Origin of the sequence: uncultured Pseudomonas sp. (assembly GCF_943846705.1) — a bacterium.
Lineage (GTDB): Bacteria > Pseudomonadota > Gammaproteobacteria > Pseudomonadales > Pseudomonadaceae > Aquipseudomonas.
In genome coordinates this window covers 1633483-1650830 of the sequence record NZ_OX044366.1, presented here as the reverse complement: position 1 = coordinate 1650830, position 17348 = coordinate 1633483, and the positions used below count along the sequence as shown (strand labels likewise).

The following is a 17348-nucleotide window of genomic DNA, read 5'->3' as shown; positions in this document are numbered from 1 at the left end:
GCTTATCAGCTGTTAACTGCCCAATAAAAGCCACAAAACCGTGAGGCAATAACCGTGATAGACACCCTTAGCCATTTGCCACGCGCGGATGCCGACGCAGCCGAATTGGCCGATCGCTTCAGCGATCTGGCCCCGCCGCTGAATGCTCGCCAAGCTGCTCTGGAAAGCGCCCGCTGCCTGTATTGCTACGACGCGCCGTGCATCAACGCCTGCCCCAGTGAGATCGACATCCCCTCGTTTATCCGCAATATCAGCCATGAAAACGTTCAGGGCGCGGCCGAGAAAATCCTCTCGGCGAATATCCTTGGCGGCAGCTGCGCTCGCGTTTGCCCGACCGAAGTCCTGTGCCAGCAGGCCTGCGTGCGGAATAACGCGCAAGAGTGCGCGCCGGTGCTGATCGGCCTGCTGCAGCGCTACGCCATCGACAACGCGCAGTTCAGCGAACACCCCTTCCAGCGCGCGCCACTCAGCGGCAAGCGTATCGCCGTGGTCGGCGCAGGGCCGGCGGGTTTGTCCTGCGCCCATCGCCTGGCAATGCACGGTCACGATGTAGTGATTTTCGAGGCCCGCGAGAAAGCCGGCGGCCTCAACGAATACGGCATCGCCGCCTACAAGCTGGTGGACGACTTCGCCCAGCGCGAGGTGGAATTTCTCCTGCAGATTGGCGGCATCGAGATCCGTCACGGGCACAAACTCGGTGACGACCTCAGCCTGAGCGAGCTGCACCAGCAGTTCGACGCGGTGTTCCTCGGCATCGGCCTGGCCGCCAGCAAGTGCCTCGGTTTGCCACACGAAGACGCGCCGGGCCTGCTCGCCGCCACCGACTATATCCGCGAGCTACGCCAAAGCGATGACCTCAGCCAGCTGCCGGTGGCCGACCGCTGCATCGTCCTCGGCGCTGGCAATACCGCCATCGACATGGCGGTACAAATGAGCAAGCTCGGCGCTCGCGACGTCAACCTGGTTTATCGCCGTGGTTTTGAGGAGATGGGCGCCACCGAACACGAGCAGGAGATTGCCAAGGCTAACCAGGTACGCCTGCTGACCTGGGCACAACCACAAGACGTGCTGCTCGATGAGCAAGGCCAAGTGCGCGGCATGCGCTTCGCCCGCACCCGCCTGGAAGATGGCCGTTTGCACAGCACCGGGCAGACCTTCGAGCTGGCCGCCGACGCCATCTTCAGCGCCATCGGCCAGGCCTTTGACGGCCAAGCCCTGAGTGACCCGCTGGCCCATGAATTGAAACGCGAGGGCGAACGCATCTGGGTTGATGCGCAACTGCAGACCAGCGTGCCCGGCATCTACGCCGGCGGCGACTGCACCGCCCAGGGCCAGGACCTCACCGTACAAGCCGTGCAACACGGCAAGCTGGCCGCCGAGGCCATCCACTCTCACCTGATGCTCACTGTGGAGGCCGCATAAATGGCCGATCTATCCATCGAATTCGCCGGTATTAAGGCACCTAACCCGTTCTGGCTGGCCAGTGCGCCGCCCACCGACAAGGCCTACAACGTGGTCCGCGCCTTCGAAGCCGGCTGGGGCGGCGTGGTCTGGAAGACCCTCGGCGAAGACCCGGCAGCGGTCAACGTATCGTCGCGCTACTCGGCGCACTTTGGCCCCAACCGCCAGGTACAGGGCATCAACAACATTGAGCTGATCACCGACCGCTCGCTGGAGATCAACCTGCGTGAAATCACCCAGGTAAAGAAGGACTGGCCAGACCGCGCGCTGATCGTGTCACTGATGGTGCCGTGCGTCGAAGAATCCTGGAAAACCATCCTGCCGCTGGTGGAAGCCACCGGCTGCGACGGCATCGAGCTGAACTTCGGCTGCCCCCACGGCATGCCCGAGCGCGGCATGGGCGCGGCGGTCGGCCAGGTGCCGGAATACGTGGAAATGGTCACCCGCTGGTGCAAGACCTACAGCTCGTTGCCGGTGATCGTCAAACTGACGCCGAACATCACCGACGTGCGCCTGTCTGCCCGCGCCGCCCATCGCGGCGGCGCCGATGCGGTGTCACTGATCAACACCATCAACTCGATCACCAGCGTCGATCTGGAGCGGATGGTCGCCCACCCCATCGTCGGCAACCAAAGCACCCACGGCGGTTATTGCGGCTCGGCGGTTAAACCCATCGCGCTGAACATGGTCGCTGAGATTGCCCGCGACCCGGAGACCCAAGGCTTACCGATTTGCGGCATCGGCGGTATCGGCAGCTGGCGCGACGCGGCGGAGTTCGTCGCCCTCGGTTGCGGCGCGGTGCAGGTGTGTACAGCCGCCATGCTGCACGGTTTTCGCATCGTCGAGGAGATGACAGACGGCCTGTCGCGCTGGATGGACAGCCAGGGCTACACCAGCCTCGCAGACTTCTCCGGCCGTGCGGTGGGCAACACCACCGACTGGAAGTACCTGGACATCAACTACCAGGTGATCGCCAAGATCGATCAGGACGCCTGCATCGGCTGCGGCCGCTGCCATATCGCCTGCGAAGACACCTCGCACCAAGCCATCGCCAGCCTGCCCCAGGCCGACGGGACGCATAAGTACGAGGTAATCGACGATGAATGCGTGGGCTGCAACCTGTGTCAGATCACCTGCCCGGTAGAGGACTGCATCGAGATGGTGACTCAGGACACCGGCAAGCCGTTTCTCGACTGGAACCACGACCCGCGCAATCCGTATCGCGTGGCCAGTTGATTGACTCTTGCGGCTAAAGCCCCTCCCACGGATCGTGTGCAATTCGTGGGAGGGGCGCGACAAGTCACGATCAGGGCTCCAGCCCAATCCCGCGCAGTATCACACTGGTCACGGTCTGCACCGCGCGCTCGAACTGGCGCTCGGACAGCGTCTGGTGATCGTTAAGCACACTGACCTGATGGCTGAAATCGGCGTAGTGCTGGGTTGAGGCCCAGATCATATAGAGCAGGGCCGAGGGCTCGACGGCCAGGATGCGCTTGTCTTCGACCCACTGGCGGATCTTCGCTTCTTTCATCTTGGCCCAGGTGTAGAGGCTGTCGTCGAGGGTGGCGCCGAGCATCGGCGCACCATGGATGATCTCGTTGGCCCAGACCTTGGAGCCGTGCGGGCGGCTGCGCGAGTGGTTCATCTTGGCGCGGATATAGGTACTGAGCACCACCCGCGGGTCGTCATACATCTCGAAGCACAGCGCGTCCTGCTTCCACACCTCAAGCAGGTCAAGCAGCACCGCACGGTACAACTCGTCTTTGGTGCTGAAGTAGTAGTGCAGGTTGGAGCGTGGCAGCTCGGCCTCTTCGGCGATGTCGCCCATGGCGGTGCCACCATGGCCTTTCTCGGCGAAGACTTTTTCCGCAGCCAGCAGGATCTTCTCGACGTTGCGCCGGCGAATCTCGATTTTGTGATTGCCCATGGCAGGTCCTTAACTTCACAAGGCAGCAAGGCTACCACCCACACTAAACCGGAGCGACGGAAAGCCTTGGGCTAAATCGTCAGCCTCGCTATAATCGCCTCCGTTTCACGCGACCGGCACAGCTCCGGCCGCTCCCGCCACCTGTCCGAGGGGCGCTGCAGCAAACTCTGCCTAGTAGAGATTTGTCAGGCTCGGATGGGGCGTTAACCATACGCATCAACGGCGCCCATTCGCAGACAACGAATGGAGTGCTTTATGAGCGCCGCTTTTAACGATTACAAAGTCGCCGATATGTCCCTGGCTGCCTGGGGCCGCCGCGAAACCATCATCGCCGAATCGGAAATGCCTGCCCTGATGGGTCTGCGCCGCAAATACGCTGGCGAGCAGCCGCTGAAAGGCGCGAAGATCATCGGCTGCATCCACATGACCATCCAGACCGCCGTGCTGATCGAAACCCTGACCGCACTGGGTGCCGAAGTACGCTGGTCGTCGTGCAACATCTTCTCGACGCAGGACCAGGCCGCTGCCGCCATCGCCGCCGCCGGTATCCCGGTCTTCGCCTGGAAGGGCGAGACTGAAGAAGAGTACGAGTGGTGCATCGAGCAGACCATCCTCAAGGATGGCCAGCCATGGGACGCCAACATGATCCTCGACGACGGCGGCGACCTGACCGAGATCCTGCACAAGAAATACCCGCAGATGCTTGAGCGCATCCACGGCGTTACCGAAGAAACCACCACCGGCGTGCACCGCCTGCTGGACATGCTGGCCAAGGGCGAACTGAAAATTCCGGCCATCAACGTCAACGACTCGGTGACCAAGAGCAAGAACGACAACAAGTACGGCTGCCGTCACAGCCTGAGCGACGCGATCAAGCGCGGCACCGACCACCTGCTGTCCGGCAAGCAAGCGCTGGTGATTGGCTACGGTGACGTAGGCAAGGGCTCGGCCCAGTCGCTGCGTCAGGAAGGCATGATCGTCAAGGTCACCGAAGTTGACCCGATCTGCGCCATGCAGGCCTGCATGGACGGTTTCGAGCTGGTCTCGGCTTACAAAGACGGCATCAACGACGGCACCGAAGCCAGTGTTGACGCGCAGCTGCTGGGCAAGATCGACCTGATCGTGACCACCACCGGCAACTACAACGTGTGCGATGCGAACATGCTCAAGGCGCTGAAAAAGCGCGCGGTGGTGTGCAACATCGGCCACTTCGACAACGAAATCGACACCGCTTTCATGCGCAAGAACTGGGCATGGGAAGAGGTTAAGCCGCAGGTACACAAGGTTCATCGCACCGGCAGCGGCAGCTTCGACGCACAGAACGATGACTACCTGATCCTGCTGTCGGAAGGCCGCCTGGTAAACCTGGGCAACGCTACGGGCCACCCGAGCCGCATCATGGACGGCTCGTTCGCCAACCAGGTGCTGGCGCAGATCTTCCTGTTCGGTCAGAAGTACGCCGACCTGAGCCCAGCGCAGAAGGCCGAGCGCCTGACGGTGGAAGTGCTGCCGAAGAAACTCGACGAAGAAGTGGCCCTGGAAATGGTCAAAGGCTTCGGCGGCGTGGTGACGCAGCTGACCACTAAGCAAGCCGAGTACATCGGCGTGCCACAGGAAGGCCCGTTCAAGCCACACGCTTACCGCTACTAAGCACAAGCGTAGAGTGGGTTAGTCGCGCAGCGGCTTAACCCACCGGCCCGATCAACCTATGGAGGGTTACGCCTGCGGCTAACCCGCCCTACGGAATTTTCTTATGTCTCAAGAACGCCGTTACAGCTTCGAGTTCTTCCCTACCAAGACCGAAGCCGGGCACGAAAAGCTGATGAATGTGGCGCGCCAGCTGGCGACCTACAACCCAGATTTTTTCTCCTGCACCTACGGTGCCGGTGGCTCCACCCGTGACCGCACCCTGAACACCGTGCTGCAACTCGATGGCGAGATCAAAGTGCCGACCGCGCCGCACCTGTCCTGCGTCGGTGACAGCAAAGCCGAGCTGCGTGACTTGCTCGGCCTGTACAAAAACGCCGGGATCAAGCGCATTGTCGCCCTGCGCGGCGACCTGCCATCCGGCATGGGCATGAGCAGCGGCGAGTTACGTTATGCCTGCGACCTGGTCGAGTTCATCCGTGAAGAAACCGGCGACCACTTTCATATCGAAGTTGCGGCCTACCCAGAAATGCACCCGCAAGCGCGCAACTTCGAAGACGATATCGCCAACTTCGTGCGCAAGGCCAAGGCCGGTGCCGACAGCGCGATCACCCAGTATTTCTTCAACGCCGACAGCTACTTCTACTTCGTCGAGCGCGTGCAGAAACTCGGCGTCGACATCCCAGTGGTCCCGGGCATCATGCCGATCACCAACTACAGCAAGCTGGCGCGTTTCTCTGACGCCTGCGGTGCGGAGATTCCACGCTGGGTGCGCAAGCAACTGGAAGCCTACGGCGATGACACCGGCAGCATCCAGGCCTATGGCGAACAGGTCATTAGCGAAATGTGCGAACGCCTGCTGCAAGGCGGCGCACCGGGCCTGCACTTCTACAGCATGAACCAGGCCGAGCCGAGCCTGGCGATTTGGAACAACCTTAAGCTGCCACGCTAAGCTGAACGGCAGTCGCATCGGTGCCTGCGTCTTGCGGGTGCCGATGGCTTTTCCGGCCCTGGGGCATGCCCCACCCTACTTGCACCGCAGTCTTTTCCCCACGCACCCGGCAAACCGCGGTAGCCTTTTGCAACGCACGGCACGCTCAACGCACAGGCCAAGGCATTCAGCCGCGACCCTACTTTCAGCAAGCGTCTAGCCATGCAGGGCTTAGGCGGTTCACAACCATGGAGCGCCGCAATGGCCGCACGAAAAACAATCAATGCCTCCGTATCCCCCAAAGGCAGCCTGGAAACCCTCTCGCAGCGCGAAGTACAGCAGCTGCGCGAAACCGGTTCCGGCGGCGTCTATGCGCTGTTCCGCCAGTGCGCGCTGGCGATCCTCAACACCGGTTCGCACAGCGATAACGCCAAGACCATTCTGGAAGCCTACCCGGACTTCGAAATCCGCATCCTGCAACAAGACCGCGGCATCCGCCTGGAGCTGTTCAACGCCCCGGCCGACGCCTTCGTCGATGGCGAGATGATCGCCAGCACCCGTGAAATGCTGTTCAGCGCCCTGCGCGACATCGTCTATACGCAGAGCGAGCTGGAGAACAAGCGGGTCGACTTCAACAGCTCGCAAGGCATCACCGACTACGTCTTTCACCTGCTGCGCAACGCCCACACCCTGCGCGCCGGCGCCGAGCCGAAGATCGTGGTGTGCTGGGGTGGCCACTCGATCAGCACTGAAGAATACAAGTACACCAAGAAAACCGGCCACGAGCTGGGCCTGCGCGGGCTGGATATCTGCACCGGCTGCGGCCCCGGCGTGATGAAGGGGCCGATGAAAGGCGCGACCATCTCCCACGCCAAACAGCGCAACGTGCATGGCCGCTACCTCGGCCTCACCGAGCCGGGCATCATCGCCGCCGAAGCACCTAACCCGATCGTCAATGAGCTGGTGATCCTGCCGGATATCGAGAAGCGCCTGGAAGCCTTCGTACGCGTCGGCCACGGCATCATCATTTTCCCCGGCGGTGCCGGCACGGCCGAGGAACTGCTGTATCTCCTCGGCATCCTCATGCACCCAGATAACCAGAACATCCCGTTCCCGCTGATCATGACCGGGCCAAGCAGCGCTGCCGCCTACTTTGAGCAGTTGCACGAGTTTATCGGGGCGACCCTGGGTGAGGCCGCGCAGCAGCGTTACAGCATCATCATCAACAACCCGGCACAGGTCGCCCGGGAAATGGCCGAAGGAATCACCGCAGTCAGGCAGTTCCGCCGTGAACATAACGATGCGTTCCACTTCAACTGGCTGCTGAAGATCGACGAAAGCTTCCAGCACCCCTTCGAGCCAACGCACGCCAACATGGCCAGCCTCGAGCTGTCGCGCGAGCAGCCTGCACACGAACTGGCGGCCAACCTGCGCCGAGCGTTTTCCGGGATTGTCGCGGGCAACGTCAAGGACAAGGGCATCCGCCTGATTGAGCAACATGGCCCTTACACAATCACCGGCGACCGCGACATCATGCGCCAGCTCGATAAGCTGCTGCAGTCCTTCGTTGACCAACACCGGATGAAGCTGCCAGGCAACACGGCCTATGTACCCTGCTACCAGCTGACCCAGTAGCCGCCCGCCCAGCGGATTGCGCAATAGCTCAGCATGGGCAGCCCTGGCAAGGCGCTGCCCATGCTGAACCGAAAAACGCGTTGGCGACTATCACCTGAAGAACAATCATTCGGCCAAGCCCTCTACTCAGAGTCGAGCCAAGTCGATACTCTGGCCCTATGCCAGCCTTCCTACAACCGATCATCGCCGCACTATGCCTGCTGGGCCTGAGCCTCTGCGCTCAAGCCCAGACGCTGCGTATCGTCAGTGAAAGCTGGGCTCCCTACATTTATGAAGAACAAGACACGCTAAAAGGCCGCGACTACGAGGCGGCCCAAATCGTCCTGCAACGCCTGGGCGTAGAGGTCGAATGGCAACTCCTGCCATGGAAACGTTGCCTAATGGCGATTGAACTAGGGCAGGCCGACGCCATTCTGGATATATTCCGCACCCCCGAACGCGAAGTCAGCATGATCTACCCCGACGAGCCCATGTCGCAGATCGAGTTCGTGCTGTTCTACGCTAACGCCAGGCCTTACCCATTTCGCCAGTTACCAGACCTGCGAGGCCTGAAAGTCGGGGTATCCGCCGGTTACTGGTATGCCAACCGGCAGTTTCGCGACTCCACCCTATTCACCCGCGAAGCCGCCCCCAGCCATAGCGCCAACCTCGGCAAGCTGTTGCGCGACCGTGTCGACCTGGTGATCAACGACAGGCGCGGCGGCACCTTCCTTATCAAGCAGATGGGCATCCAGGCTGACATTAGCCACCACCCTCAGGTGATTAGCCGCGACCAGCTGTATCTGGGCCTACGCCGCAGCGCCGGCCTGGAAACGCTCGCCCAGCGCTTCAGCAACGAACTGCGCCGCTTTAAACGTGAGCCGGCCTATGCCACCCTCAGCGCCCGCTATGAACCACGCGCAATGACTCACGCGACTGGCAGCGCCACCGCCCGTTAAGCAGGCCAATGCTGCAGATCAACCCAGCTCTGTTATACTCGGGCCTTCCCGCCAGGCTTGCGCCCGGATGCTAGCCCCCAGAGGCCAGTAGTACCGGACGGGATTACGCCCCCCAAGCGTGATTCAAGCCAGGCAATACACCCCATAGGGCAACGCCCTCACTAGACAGGATTACACATGTCCTTTGCCTCCCTCGGTCTCTCCGAGGCTTTAGTCCGTGCGGTCGAATCCGCCGGCTACACCCAACCCACTCCGGTGCAACAGCGGGCCATCCCCGCCGCGTTGCAAGGTCGCGACCTGATGGTTGCCGCCCAGACGGGTACAGGTAAGACAGGCGGTTTTGCCCTGCCGATCCTCGAACGACTGTTCCCCAACGGTCACCCGGATCGCGAACAGCGACACGGCCCGAAACAACCGCGCGTGCTGGTGCTGACACCGACCCGCGAACTGGCCGCTCAGGTGCATGACAGCTTCAAGCTGTATGCCCGTGATTTGAAATTCGTCAGCGCCTGCATCTTCGGCGGCGTTGGCATGAACCCGCAGGTCCAGGCCCTGGCCAAAGGCGTCGACGTACTGGTGGCTTGCCCCGGACGCCTGCTCGACCTGGCTAACCAGCGCGCCATCGACCTGTCGCACGTGGAAATCCTCGTGCTCGACGAAGCCGACCGCATGCTCGACATGGGCTTTATCCATGACGTGAAAAAGGTCCTCGCCAAGCTGCCGACCAAGCGCCAGAACCTGCTGTTTTCGGCGACCTTCTCGAAGGACATCACCGACCTGGCCGGCAAGCTGCTGCACAACCCGGAACGCATCGAAGTCACGCCGCCGAACACCACGGTCGAGCGTATCGAGCAGCGCGTATTCCGCGTCCAGGCCAGCCACAAGCGCGCCCTGCTCGCCCACCTGGTTACCGCCGGTGCTTGGGAACAGGTGCTGGTATTCACCCGCACCAAGCACGGTGCCAACCGTCTGGCCGAATACCTCGACAAACACAACCTGCCGGCCGTAGCGATTCACGGCAACAAGAGCCAGAACGCGCGCACCAAAGCCCTGGCTGACTTCAAAGCGAACAAGGTGCGCATTCTGGTCGCCACCGATATCGCCGCGCGCGGTCTGGATATCGACCAGCTGCCGCATGTGGTCAACTTCGAGCTGCCGAATATCGAAGAAGACTATGTGCACCGCATTGGCCGCACCGGCCGTGCCGGACGCAGTGGCGAGGCCATCTCCATGGTCGCCCCGGATGAAGAAAAGCTGCTCAAAGGCATTGAGCGCATGACCAAGCAGAAAATCGCCGACGGCGACCTGCTCGGTTTTGATGCCAGCACCGTTGAGGCCGAGCGCCCGGAAGTGCGTGAGCCGCAGAAGCCACGCCAACCACGCGGGGCCAAGCCAGAAGGCGAACGCCATGGCGGCGGGCGTAAAGACAAAGGCAAGGACAGCAGCCGTGACAACAGCCGCAGCAAGCCCCAGGGCGGCCGCAGCCAACAGCCACGCAGCCCGTCAGCGCCCCGTGCGAGCACGCCGGCCGTGCCCACACTGCCTCCAGACCGTGCGCCGGACGAATTCCGCGATGATGAAATCGATAATTTCGGCAACCGTGCCGACTATGTAAGCCCGAACCAGAACAAGCAGCAGAACCGTGGCCGTCGGCCCGGTGCGCCTGCTTCCGGTCCGAGCGCCAGCAATGGTGTCGGTCAAGGTGCTCGCCCAGCCAATAAGCCACGCAGCAATGGCGGCGGGGCAAATGCGGGCGCTGGCGCGCAAGGCCGTCGCCAGGGCGCGGGTTCAGGTGGTCAAGGTCGTAATGGCTCCGGCCGTGCACGGCCGCCACGCGACACCCGTACCACCTCGCTGAACCGCGATGAGCTGCCACGCGCGGAAGCGGCCGTGAAAAGCCCGCGCGACAAGCAGCCGGTGATCGTGCACAAAGGCTCACGTCTGGATCGTCTGCCGACGGCCGAGCAGCTAGACGAGCTGGCGAGCGCACGCCCGCGTGGCGAAAAGCCGGCCCTGCTGACGCGTAACCGCGAAGAGTCATAGTCAGCTAGCCGCACACGAAAACGCCGCCCATTGGGCGGCGTTTTTGCTCCTGATGAGCACCATCTTTCCTGCTTAGGCTTAAGGCACCACCTACAGCGCCATAAAGAACTAAGCGCAAACGCACGTCTCAGGAAGAGCGGGCTCGCTCCGACGAGTCGCGGCCCACAGGGCACAGCTGGTTTCTAGTCATGCGCCGAGCTCGCAAGCTGAATGCACCCGGCAGGCAATAACAGCGTTTCTCTGCTTATGCATGGCGTTATAGTGCCCCCCCCTAACATCCACCCCAAACAGCACCGAGCCCGTACAAAGGTAGGTTTCATGCTTCTCAGCAGTTATAGCAGCGTACTCGTAACATCCTCACTGATTGTGGCTATTCTCGCCTCCTACACAGCACTGAACATGGCGAGTCGCGTATCCGAGTCGACGGGAAGAGCATCCGCGCTATGGCTGACTGGCGGATCATTCGCTATGGGCTTCGGCATCTGGTCGATGCACTTTATTGGCATGCTTGCCTTCAACCTTCCCATTCCACTGGGCTATGACATACCGCTCACCCTGCTTTCACTGTTAATGGCCATCGCGTCTTCAGCCTTTGCCCTTTGGCTAGTGTGTCAGAAGGATCTACCGTGGATGCGACTGGGCCTGGGTGGCCTGCTGATGGGCTCCGGGATTGCCGCCATGCACTACACCGGCATGGCGGCCATGCTGATGACACCTAGCGTCATCTACATTCCCTGGGTAGTTGCCCTGTCCGTTGTCATCGCAATTCTTGCATCAGGTGCGGCGCTGTGGCTCGCCTTCCGCCTGCGCGGCGGCTCAAAAAACGCGACCTACGCCCGCATCGGAGCATCGCTCGTAATGGACTGCGCCATCGTCGGCATGCATTACACCGGAATGGCGGCTGCGCAGTTTCCTGAAGGCAGCTTCTGTGGGGCTGCCAACAGCGGCATCGACACCAAGTGGCTGGCGGTATTGGTGATTGTCGTGAGCCTGGCGGTTTTCGCCATTGCCTTAATTGTTTCCATGCTGGATGTACGCACCCGCGTGATAGCAACCTCACTCGATCAGGCGAACAGCGAACTGCTTCAGCTTGCCTTACGCGATAGCTTGACCAAGCTACCTAACCGCGTCCTTTTCGATGACCGACTGGAGCAGGCGATTTATAAATCCGCGCGCGAGAAGCGCCAATTTGCTGTGCTCTTTATGGATCTGGATGGGTTTAAAACCATCAACGATGTGTATGGGCACCACACCGGCGACCTGCTCCTGATCGAAGTGTCGCAACGGATATTAAATACCAAGCGCAACGAGGACACCGTCGCCCGCTTGGGTGGTGACGAATTTGTCCTGCTGATTGATCCAGGCGAACCCGTGGACGCCGCGGTGCTGGCGCAACGGTTAATCGACAGCATTGGTAAAAGCTACGCTATCGCCGGCAATAACATGCATGTATCCGCGAGTGTGGGTATCGCGCTGTACCCTAATGATGGGCTTACCGCGCACGAGCTTATGGTCAATGCAGATGCCGCGATGTATCACGCCAAGGAACTGGGGCGTAATGGCTATGCGTTCTTTGAAAGCACAATGAACACCAACGCCCATCAGCAGATGCAACTGCAACAAGACCTGCACAAGGCGCTGAATCAGGGCGAATTCACCCTACACTACCAACCCAAAATGCTCGCGCCCAACGGGCCGATGATTGGCGTCGAGGCCTTGTTGCGTTGGCAGAATCCGGTGCTGGGCCTGGTTCCGCCGGATCGCTTTCTCCCCCTCGCGGAACGATCCGGCTTGATTATTCCCATTGGCAACTGGGTCATCAACGAGGCCTGCCGACAACTCCGCGCGTGGCACGACGCAGGTCATGAGAACTGGAGCATTGCCGTCAATCTGTCCACCGTTCAACTGGGCCATGCAAGCCTGGTGAATGTTGTACGCGAAGCTCTGCAGCGCCACTCACTTGATGCCCGCCACCTGACGCTTGAGATCACAGAGTCAACTGCCATGCGCGATGCCGAGAGCAGTCTGGTGATCCTGCAACGCCTGTCAGAACTGGGGCTCGGTATTTCCATTGACGACTTCGGCACGGGCTACTCCAGCCTGCTTTACCTAAAACGCTTGCCCGCCAATGAGTTGAAAATCGACCGCGGCTTCGTCACCGAACTCACCAAGGACAATGACGACGCAGCGATCGTCTCGGCGATAGTCGCACTGGGCCAAACGCTCGGGATGAAGATTGTCGCCGAGGGCGTGGAGACCGCCGAGCAGCAGGCGCTGCTGACTCGCCTGGGCTGCCATACGTTACAGGGCTATTTACTGGGCAAACCTATGCCTGCGGAGCTTTTGATCAAAAACCTCCCAGTGAGCGGATGAGCAGTTAACAGCTCCGCGAAGTAACCGCTGCCTGGAAAAGCGCGGAATATGCACAGACAACAAAAACGCCGCCCACTGGGGCGGCGTTTTTGTTACTGCAACCTCTGCAACAGCGATGGCTTACTGGCGCACACCTTCAACCGAGATGATCAGCTCAACTTCCTGGGAAGTCGGACCGAGGTCTTTCTGGATGTCGAAGTCTTTCAGCTTCAATGTGGTGCTGCCCTCAAAACCAGCGCGATAGCCGCCCCATGGGTCCTTGCCTTCACCGATGAACTTGGCGGCAATCACCACTGGCTTGGTCACGCCATTGAGGGTCAGGTCACCGGTGATATCGGCAGTGCCTTCACCCGTGGATTTTACCGCCGTCGAGGCGAAGGTCGCGGTTGGGTGCTCGCCGACGTTGAGGAAATCATCACTGCGCAGGTGCTTGTCGCGCTCGGCATGGTTGGTGTCAACGCTGCTGGTGTTCAACGTGACGTTGACCTTGCTGTCCTGCGGCTTGGCGGCATCAAAGCTGAAGCTGCCATCGAAATCCTTGAATGTGCCATACAGCCAGCTGTAGCCCAGGTGGCTGATCTTGAAGTTGACGAAGGCGTGCTGGCCTTGCTTGTCGATGGCGTAATCGGCGGCCATCGCCTGACCGGCACCCATCAGTGCGCCACCAAATGCCAGGGCTACGAGGGTTTTCTTCAACATGGGCATGCTCCTTGTGAGTATGGGATGGGGCCAACCCGGCCCCGTAAACAACAAACGCAACTAGCGGCCGAACATGCGTACAAGCGTCCGGTCGCGATCAATAAAGTGGTGCTTCAGCGCCGCCAATGCATGGATACCGGCGAAAATCACCAGCGCCCAGGCCAGGTATTCATGTACCAGCCCGGCGATATCTTCCTGGTCTGGGATGCTGGTCAGGGTCGCCGGCACCTCGAACAGACCAAACACTTCGATACCACGGCCATCGGCAGTGGAGATCAGATAACCGGTGATCATCAGCACAAACAGCCCAAGGTACAGAAAGCTATGGCCTAACTTGCTGGCCAGGCGAGTGATCCGTCCGTGGTTCGGCAAGCTGGCCGGTGGCGGGCTGAACCAGCGCCACACCACCCGCCCCAACATCAGCGCAAAGAGCAGCAGGCCGATGCTCTTGTGCAGGTCCGGCGCAGTCTTGTACCAGCCACTGTAATAGTCCAACCCGACCATCCAGTAACCCAAGGCAAACAAACCGAACACGGCCACGGCCACCAGCCAGTGCATCAGGATGCTGACCAGGCCGTAGTGAGAAGAGCTATTGCGCCATTGCATTGCAAACGTTCCAAGAAATAAGGGTTAGCACTATCAATCGAGCAAGACTATCAACAAACCCATCGACAAAAAGCGGATTTTTTCGCTTTGAAATATCGAGAAATACGATGTTTTATCCAGCCCATTTGCTTAAGCACATTAGTCTAGCGGCGCTCGGCAAAGTTCTACTGGCCCAGCTATACAGCTCAATCTAGAACGGATCAGCAGGCGACTAGGGCAATCGTGCCAGTGCTTCTGATAGGCTTGCTGCTGATGATTAAGTGTCGAGGGATGAGTAAACGATGAGCCTGAATGACCAGTGGATGCAACGTGACCTGAAGGTGCTGTGGCACCCCTGCACGCAAATGAAGGATCACGAGCAGTTACCTCTGGTGCCAATCAAGCGCGGCGAAGGCGTTTGGCTGGAAGACTTCGACGGCAAGCGCTATATCGACGCCGTCAGCTCCTGGTGGGTCAACGTGTTCGGTCACGCCAACCCGCGCATCAACCAGCGCATCAAGGACCAGGTCGACCAGCTGGAGCACGTGATTCTTGCCGGCTTTAGCCATCAACCGGTGATCGAACTGTCCGAGCGCCTGGTCAAGATGACCCCGGCAGGCCTCGACCGGGTGTTCTACGCCGACAATGGCTCTTCGTGCATCGAAGTCGCGCTGAAGATGAGCTTTCACTACTGGCTCAACGTCGGTAAACCGGCGAAGAAGCGCTTCGTCACCCTAAGCAACAGCTACCACGGCGAAACCATCGCGGCGATGTCGGTGGGCGATGTCGCGCTGTTTACCGACACCTACAAGGCGCTGCTGCTCGACACCATCAAGGTGCCCAGCCCGGACTGTTACCACCGCCCCGAAGGCGTGAGCTGGGAAGCCCACTCGCGGGTCATGTTCGCCCATATGGAGCAGACCCTCGCCGAGCACGGCCATGAGGTTGCCGCGGTGATAGTCGAGCCGCTGATTCAGGGCGCTGGCGGCATGCGCATGTACCACCCGATCTACCTCAAGCTGCTGCGTGAAGCATGCGACCGCTACGGCGTGCACCTGATCCACGACGAAATCGCCGTGGGCTTCGGCCGCACCGGGACGATGTTCGCCTGCGAACAGGCCGGCATCCGCCCGGACTTCCTCTGCCTGTCAAAAGCCCTCACCGGCGGCTACCTGCCGCTGGCCGCGTGCGTGACCACTGATGAGGTGTACCAGGCGTTCTATGACGATTACTCGACCCTGCGCGCCTTCCTGCATTCGCACAGCTACACCGGCAACCCGCTGGCCTGCGCGGCGGCCCTGGCGACTCTGGACATCTTCGAGCAGGACAACGTGATCGAAGCCAACAAAGCTTTGGCCGCGCGCATGGCCAGCGCCACGGCGCATCTGGCCGATCACCCGCATGTCGCCGAAGTACGCCAGACCGGTATGGCCCTGGCCATCGAGATGGTGCAGGACAAAGCCAGCAAAACCGCTTACCCCTGGCAGGAACGCCGCGGCCTCAAGGTGTTCCAGCATGCCCTTGAGCGTGGTGCGCTGCTGCGCCCGCTGGGCAGCGTGGTGTACTTCCTGCCACCCTACGTAATCACTCCCGAACAGATCGACTTCCTCGCCGAGGTGGCCACTGAAGGCATCGACATCGCCACCCGCACCTCGGTCAGCGTGGCAATGGGCAATAGCAATTACCCCGGCTTTCGCGACCCGGGCTAAATCCAGCAGTAGGGTGGATGGCGCTTTAGCCATCCACCGTTGCGGTCGCGTGGTGGATTAAAGAGCGGCTTCCACCCTACGGATATCCATGCGCACCGCGCGACCTAAGGCTAGAATTCGCGCCTTTACTCTAGGTTCACGTCTTATGCGCCTATCCCGATTCTTTATCGATGCCCCCCTGTCCCTCGGCCAGCACGAGCTGCCGGAAGCCCAGGCCCACTACATCGGCCGCGTGCTGCGCCATGCCGTAGGCGACCCGGTGCAACTGTTCGATGGCAGTGGCCAGGAGTACCTGGGCGAGTTGATTGAAGTGGGCAAGAAGAACGTGCGCGTCGAGTTGCGCGAAACCTTCACCGGCCAGGCTCAATCACCCTTGCAGATTCATCTCGGCCAGGGCCTGTCGCGCGGTGAGCGGATGGACTGGGCGATTCAGAAAGCCACCGAATTGGGGGCTAACGAGATCAGCCTGATTGTCAGCGAGCGCTGCGAAGTACGCCTCAAAGATGAGCGCGCCGACAAGCGCATGGCGCACTGGCGGCAAGTAGCTATCAGCGCCTGTGAGCAATGTGGGCGCTCGGTGCTGCCGATCATTTATCCGCCGATCAGCCTCAATGAGTGGCTGCTGCAGACTAGCGCCGAATTGAAGCTGGTATTGCACCCGGTTGCCGAGCCCTGGGCCAGCCACCCGCAGCCTAAGTCCCTGGCCTTCTTGATCGGCCCGGAGGGCGGCCTCAGCGACAATGAAGTGGCTCTGGCCAAGCAGCACGACTTCCATGCCGCACGCCTCGGCCCGCGAGTGTTGCGCACCGAAACCGCGCCGGTGGTGGCGTTGAGTGTCGCTCAGCAGCTGTGGGGCGATTTCTGACAGCCCTACCAGCCCAGTAAAAAGCCCGCAGAAGCGGGCTTTTTGTTTTCCTGATGGTTAGATCAGTCCGGCGTCCGCCAGTTTCTGCTCCAAGCCAAGCAGATCCGGAATCTTCAACACGGCTTCGCCAAATTGCACCGCATCCAGCTCCAGTGGCGACAACCCGACATCAGCACGCACCAGCTCGGCGCCGACCTTGATCGAGCGTGGAATACCTTGCACCAGCACGGCAATAAATTTGACCGCTGGACGCCCGCCCAAGGCATTGATCACCGCCACCCGAGAGCCAGAGCTGACCGTCGCCTGGCCATCCGAAGCCGCCTCGAACGACAACAGCGGCAGGCGTAGATCACGCCAGGCAATCTGCCCGAGAAACCAGTTAGGCATGCCTTCACTGGCCTGCGGCGCACGGTAAGGAATCAGCTCGGCGACCGCCACGTTGGGCAATAACAGAGTACGGTCAGTCAACGGCATCAACAGGCCGGTCAGGCTAGTAACGCTGTTCTGCGTGGCAACGGCTTGGCTCATGAAAATA

At 60.7% G+C, this 17348-nt stretch carries 14 protein-coding genes and 1 riboswitch; of the genes, 10 read left to right on the top strand and 4 right to left on the bottom strand.

The genetic code is table 11. From position 1 onward, the window contains the following. The first annotated feature begins 54 nt into the window (after positions 1-54). Together Q0V31_RS07805 and preA are read left to right on the top strand one after the other, a co-directional pair. Positions 55-1422, top strand: a complete 1368-nt coding sequence (locus Q0V31_RS07805) for an NAD(P)-dependent oxidoreductase (RefSeq protein ID WP_298186482.1) — start codon at positions 55-57, stop codon at positions 1420-1422. Continuing rightward, on the top strand, positions 1423-2697 hold the full coding sequence (preA, locus tag Q0V31_RS07800; RefSeq protein WP_298186479.1) for an NAD-dependent dihydropyrimidine dehydrogenase subunit PreA: 1275 nt from the start codon (positions 1423-1425) through the stop codon (positions 2695-2697). A gap of 70 nt (positions 2698-2767) precedes the next feature. Here preA and Q0V31_RS07795 read toward each other — a convergent pair whose 3' ends face one another. After that, entirely contained in the window at positions 2768-3388 is a 621-nt protein-coding gene (locus Q0V31_RS07795; RefSeq protein ID WP_298186476.1) for a TetR/AcrR family transcriptional regulator, read from the bottom strand. A gap of 141 nt (positions 3389-3529) precedes the next feature. After that, positions 3530-3623: riboswitch (S-adenosyl-L-homocysteine riboswitch) on the top strand. An 8-nt stretch (positions 3624-3631) separates the two neighbouring features. On the opposite strand from Q0V31_RS07795, the gene ahcY reads away from it, so the two are divergent. From ahcY to Q0V31_RS07765, 6 genes are all read left to right on the top strand, one after another. After that, entirely contained in the window at positions 3632-5038 is a 1407-nt protein-coding gene (gene ahcY / locus Q0V31_RS07790; RefSeq protein WP_298186475.1) for an adenosylhomocysteinase, read from the top strand. Between the two features lie 103 nt (positions 5039-5141). Next, positions 5142-5987 (top strand): methylenetetrahydrofolate reductase [NAD(P)H], encoded by an 846-nt coding sequence (metF, locus tag Q0V31_RS07785; RefSeq protein WP_298186472.1) that lies wholly within the window; start codon positions 5142-5144, stop codon positions 5985-5987. 240 nt (positions 5988-6227) lie between these two features. Further along, on the top strand, positions 6228-7601 hold the full coding sequence (gene ppnN, locus Q0V31_RS07780; protein WP_298186470.1) for a nucleotide 5'-monophosphate nucleosidase PpnN: 1374 nt from the start codon (positions 6228-6230) through the stop codon (positions 7599-7601). A 158-nt stretch (positions 7602-7759) separates the two neighbouring features. After that, a complete protein-coding gene (locus Q0V31_RS07775; protein ID WP_298186467.1) occupies positions 7760-8539 on the top strand; it encodes a transporter substrate-binding domain-containing protein in 780 nt (259 codons plus the stop codon). Positions 8540-8716: 177 nt separating this feature from the next. Continuing rightward, positions 8717-10582 carry a DEAD/DEAH box helicase gene (locus tag Q0V31_RS07770; protein ID WP_298186465.1) on the top strand — a complete coding sequence of 622 codons (1866 nt, stop codon included), beginning with the start codon at positions 8717-8719 and terminating at the stop codon, positions 10580-10582. Positions 10583-10900: 318 nt separating this feature from the next. After that, positions 10901-12955: a bifunctional diguanylate cyclase/phosphodiesterase gene (locus Q0V31_RS07765; protein ID WP_298186463.1), complete on the top strand. Its 2055-nt coding sequence runs from the start codon at positions 10901-10903 to the stop codon at positions 12953-12955. 120 nt (positions 12956-13075) lie between these two features. On the opposite strand, the gene Q0V31_RS07760 is transcribed toward Q0V31_RS07765, so the two are convergent. Together Q0V31_RS07760 and Q0V31_RS07755 are read right to left on the bottom strand one after the other, a co-directional pair. Continuing rightward, the gene (locus tag Q0V31_RS07760; RefSeq protein WP_298186462.1) at positions 13076-13654 is read right to left on the bottom strand and encodes a YceI family protein; all 579 of its coding nucleotides are present in this window, start codon (positions 13652-13654) and stop codon (positions 13076-13078) included. A 60-nt stretch (positions 13655-13714) separates the two neighbouring features. Then, entirely contained in the window at positions 13715-14260 is a 546-nt protein-coding gene (locus tag Q0V31_RS07755) for a cytochrome b (protein ID WP_298186459.1), read from the bottom strand. Between the two features lie 281 nt (positions 14261-14541). On the opposite strand from Q0V31_RS07755, the gene Q0V31_RS07750 reads away from it, so the two are divergent. Both Q0V31_RS07750 and Q0V31_RS07745 read left to right on the top strand, forming a co-directional pair. After that, positions 14542-15948 (top strand): adenosylmethionine--8-amino-7-oxononanoate transaminase, encoded by a 1407-nt coding sequence (locus tag Q0V31_RS07750; RefSeq protein WP_298186457.1) that lies wholly within the window; start codon positions 14542-14544, stop codon positions 15946-15948. Between the two features lie 145 nt (positions 15949-16093). Continuing rightward, the gene (locus tag Q0V31_RS07745; protein ID WP_298186455.1) at positions 16094-16813 is read left to right on the top strand and encodes a 16S rRNA (uracil(1498)-N(3))-methyltransferase; all 720 of its coding nucleotides are present in this window, start codon (positions 16094-16096) and stop codon (positions 16811-16813) included. 57 nt (positions 16814-16870) lie between these two features. Here the strand turns inward: Q0V31_RS07745 and Q0V31_RS07740 are convergent, their stop codons facing one another. Beyond that, positions 16871-17341: a chemotaxis protein CheW gene (locus tag Q0V31_RS07740; protein ID WP_298186453.1), complete on the bottom strand. Its 471-nt coding sequence runs from the start codon at positions 17339-17341 to the stop codon at positions 16871-16873. Positions 17342-17348: the final 7 nt, after the last annotated feature.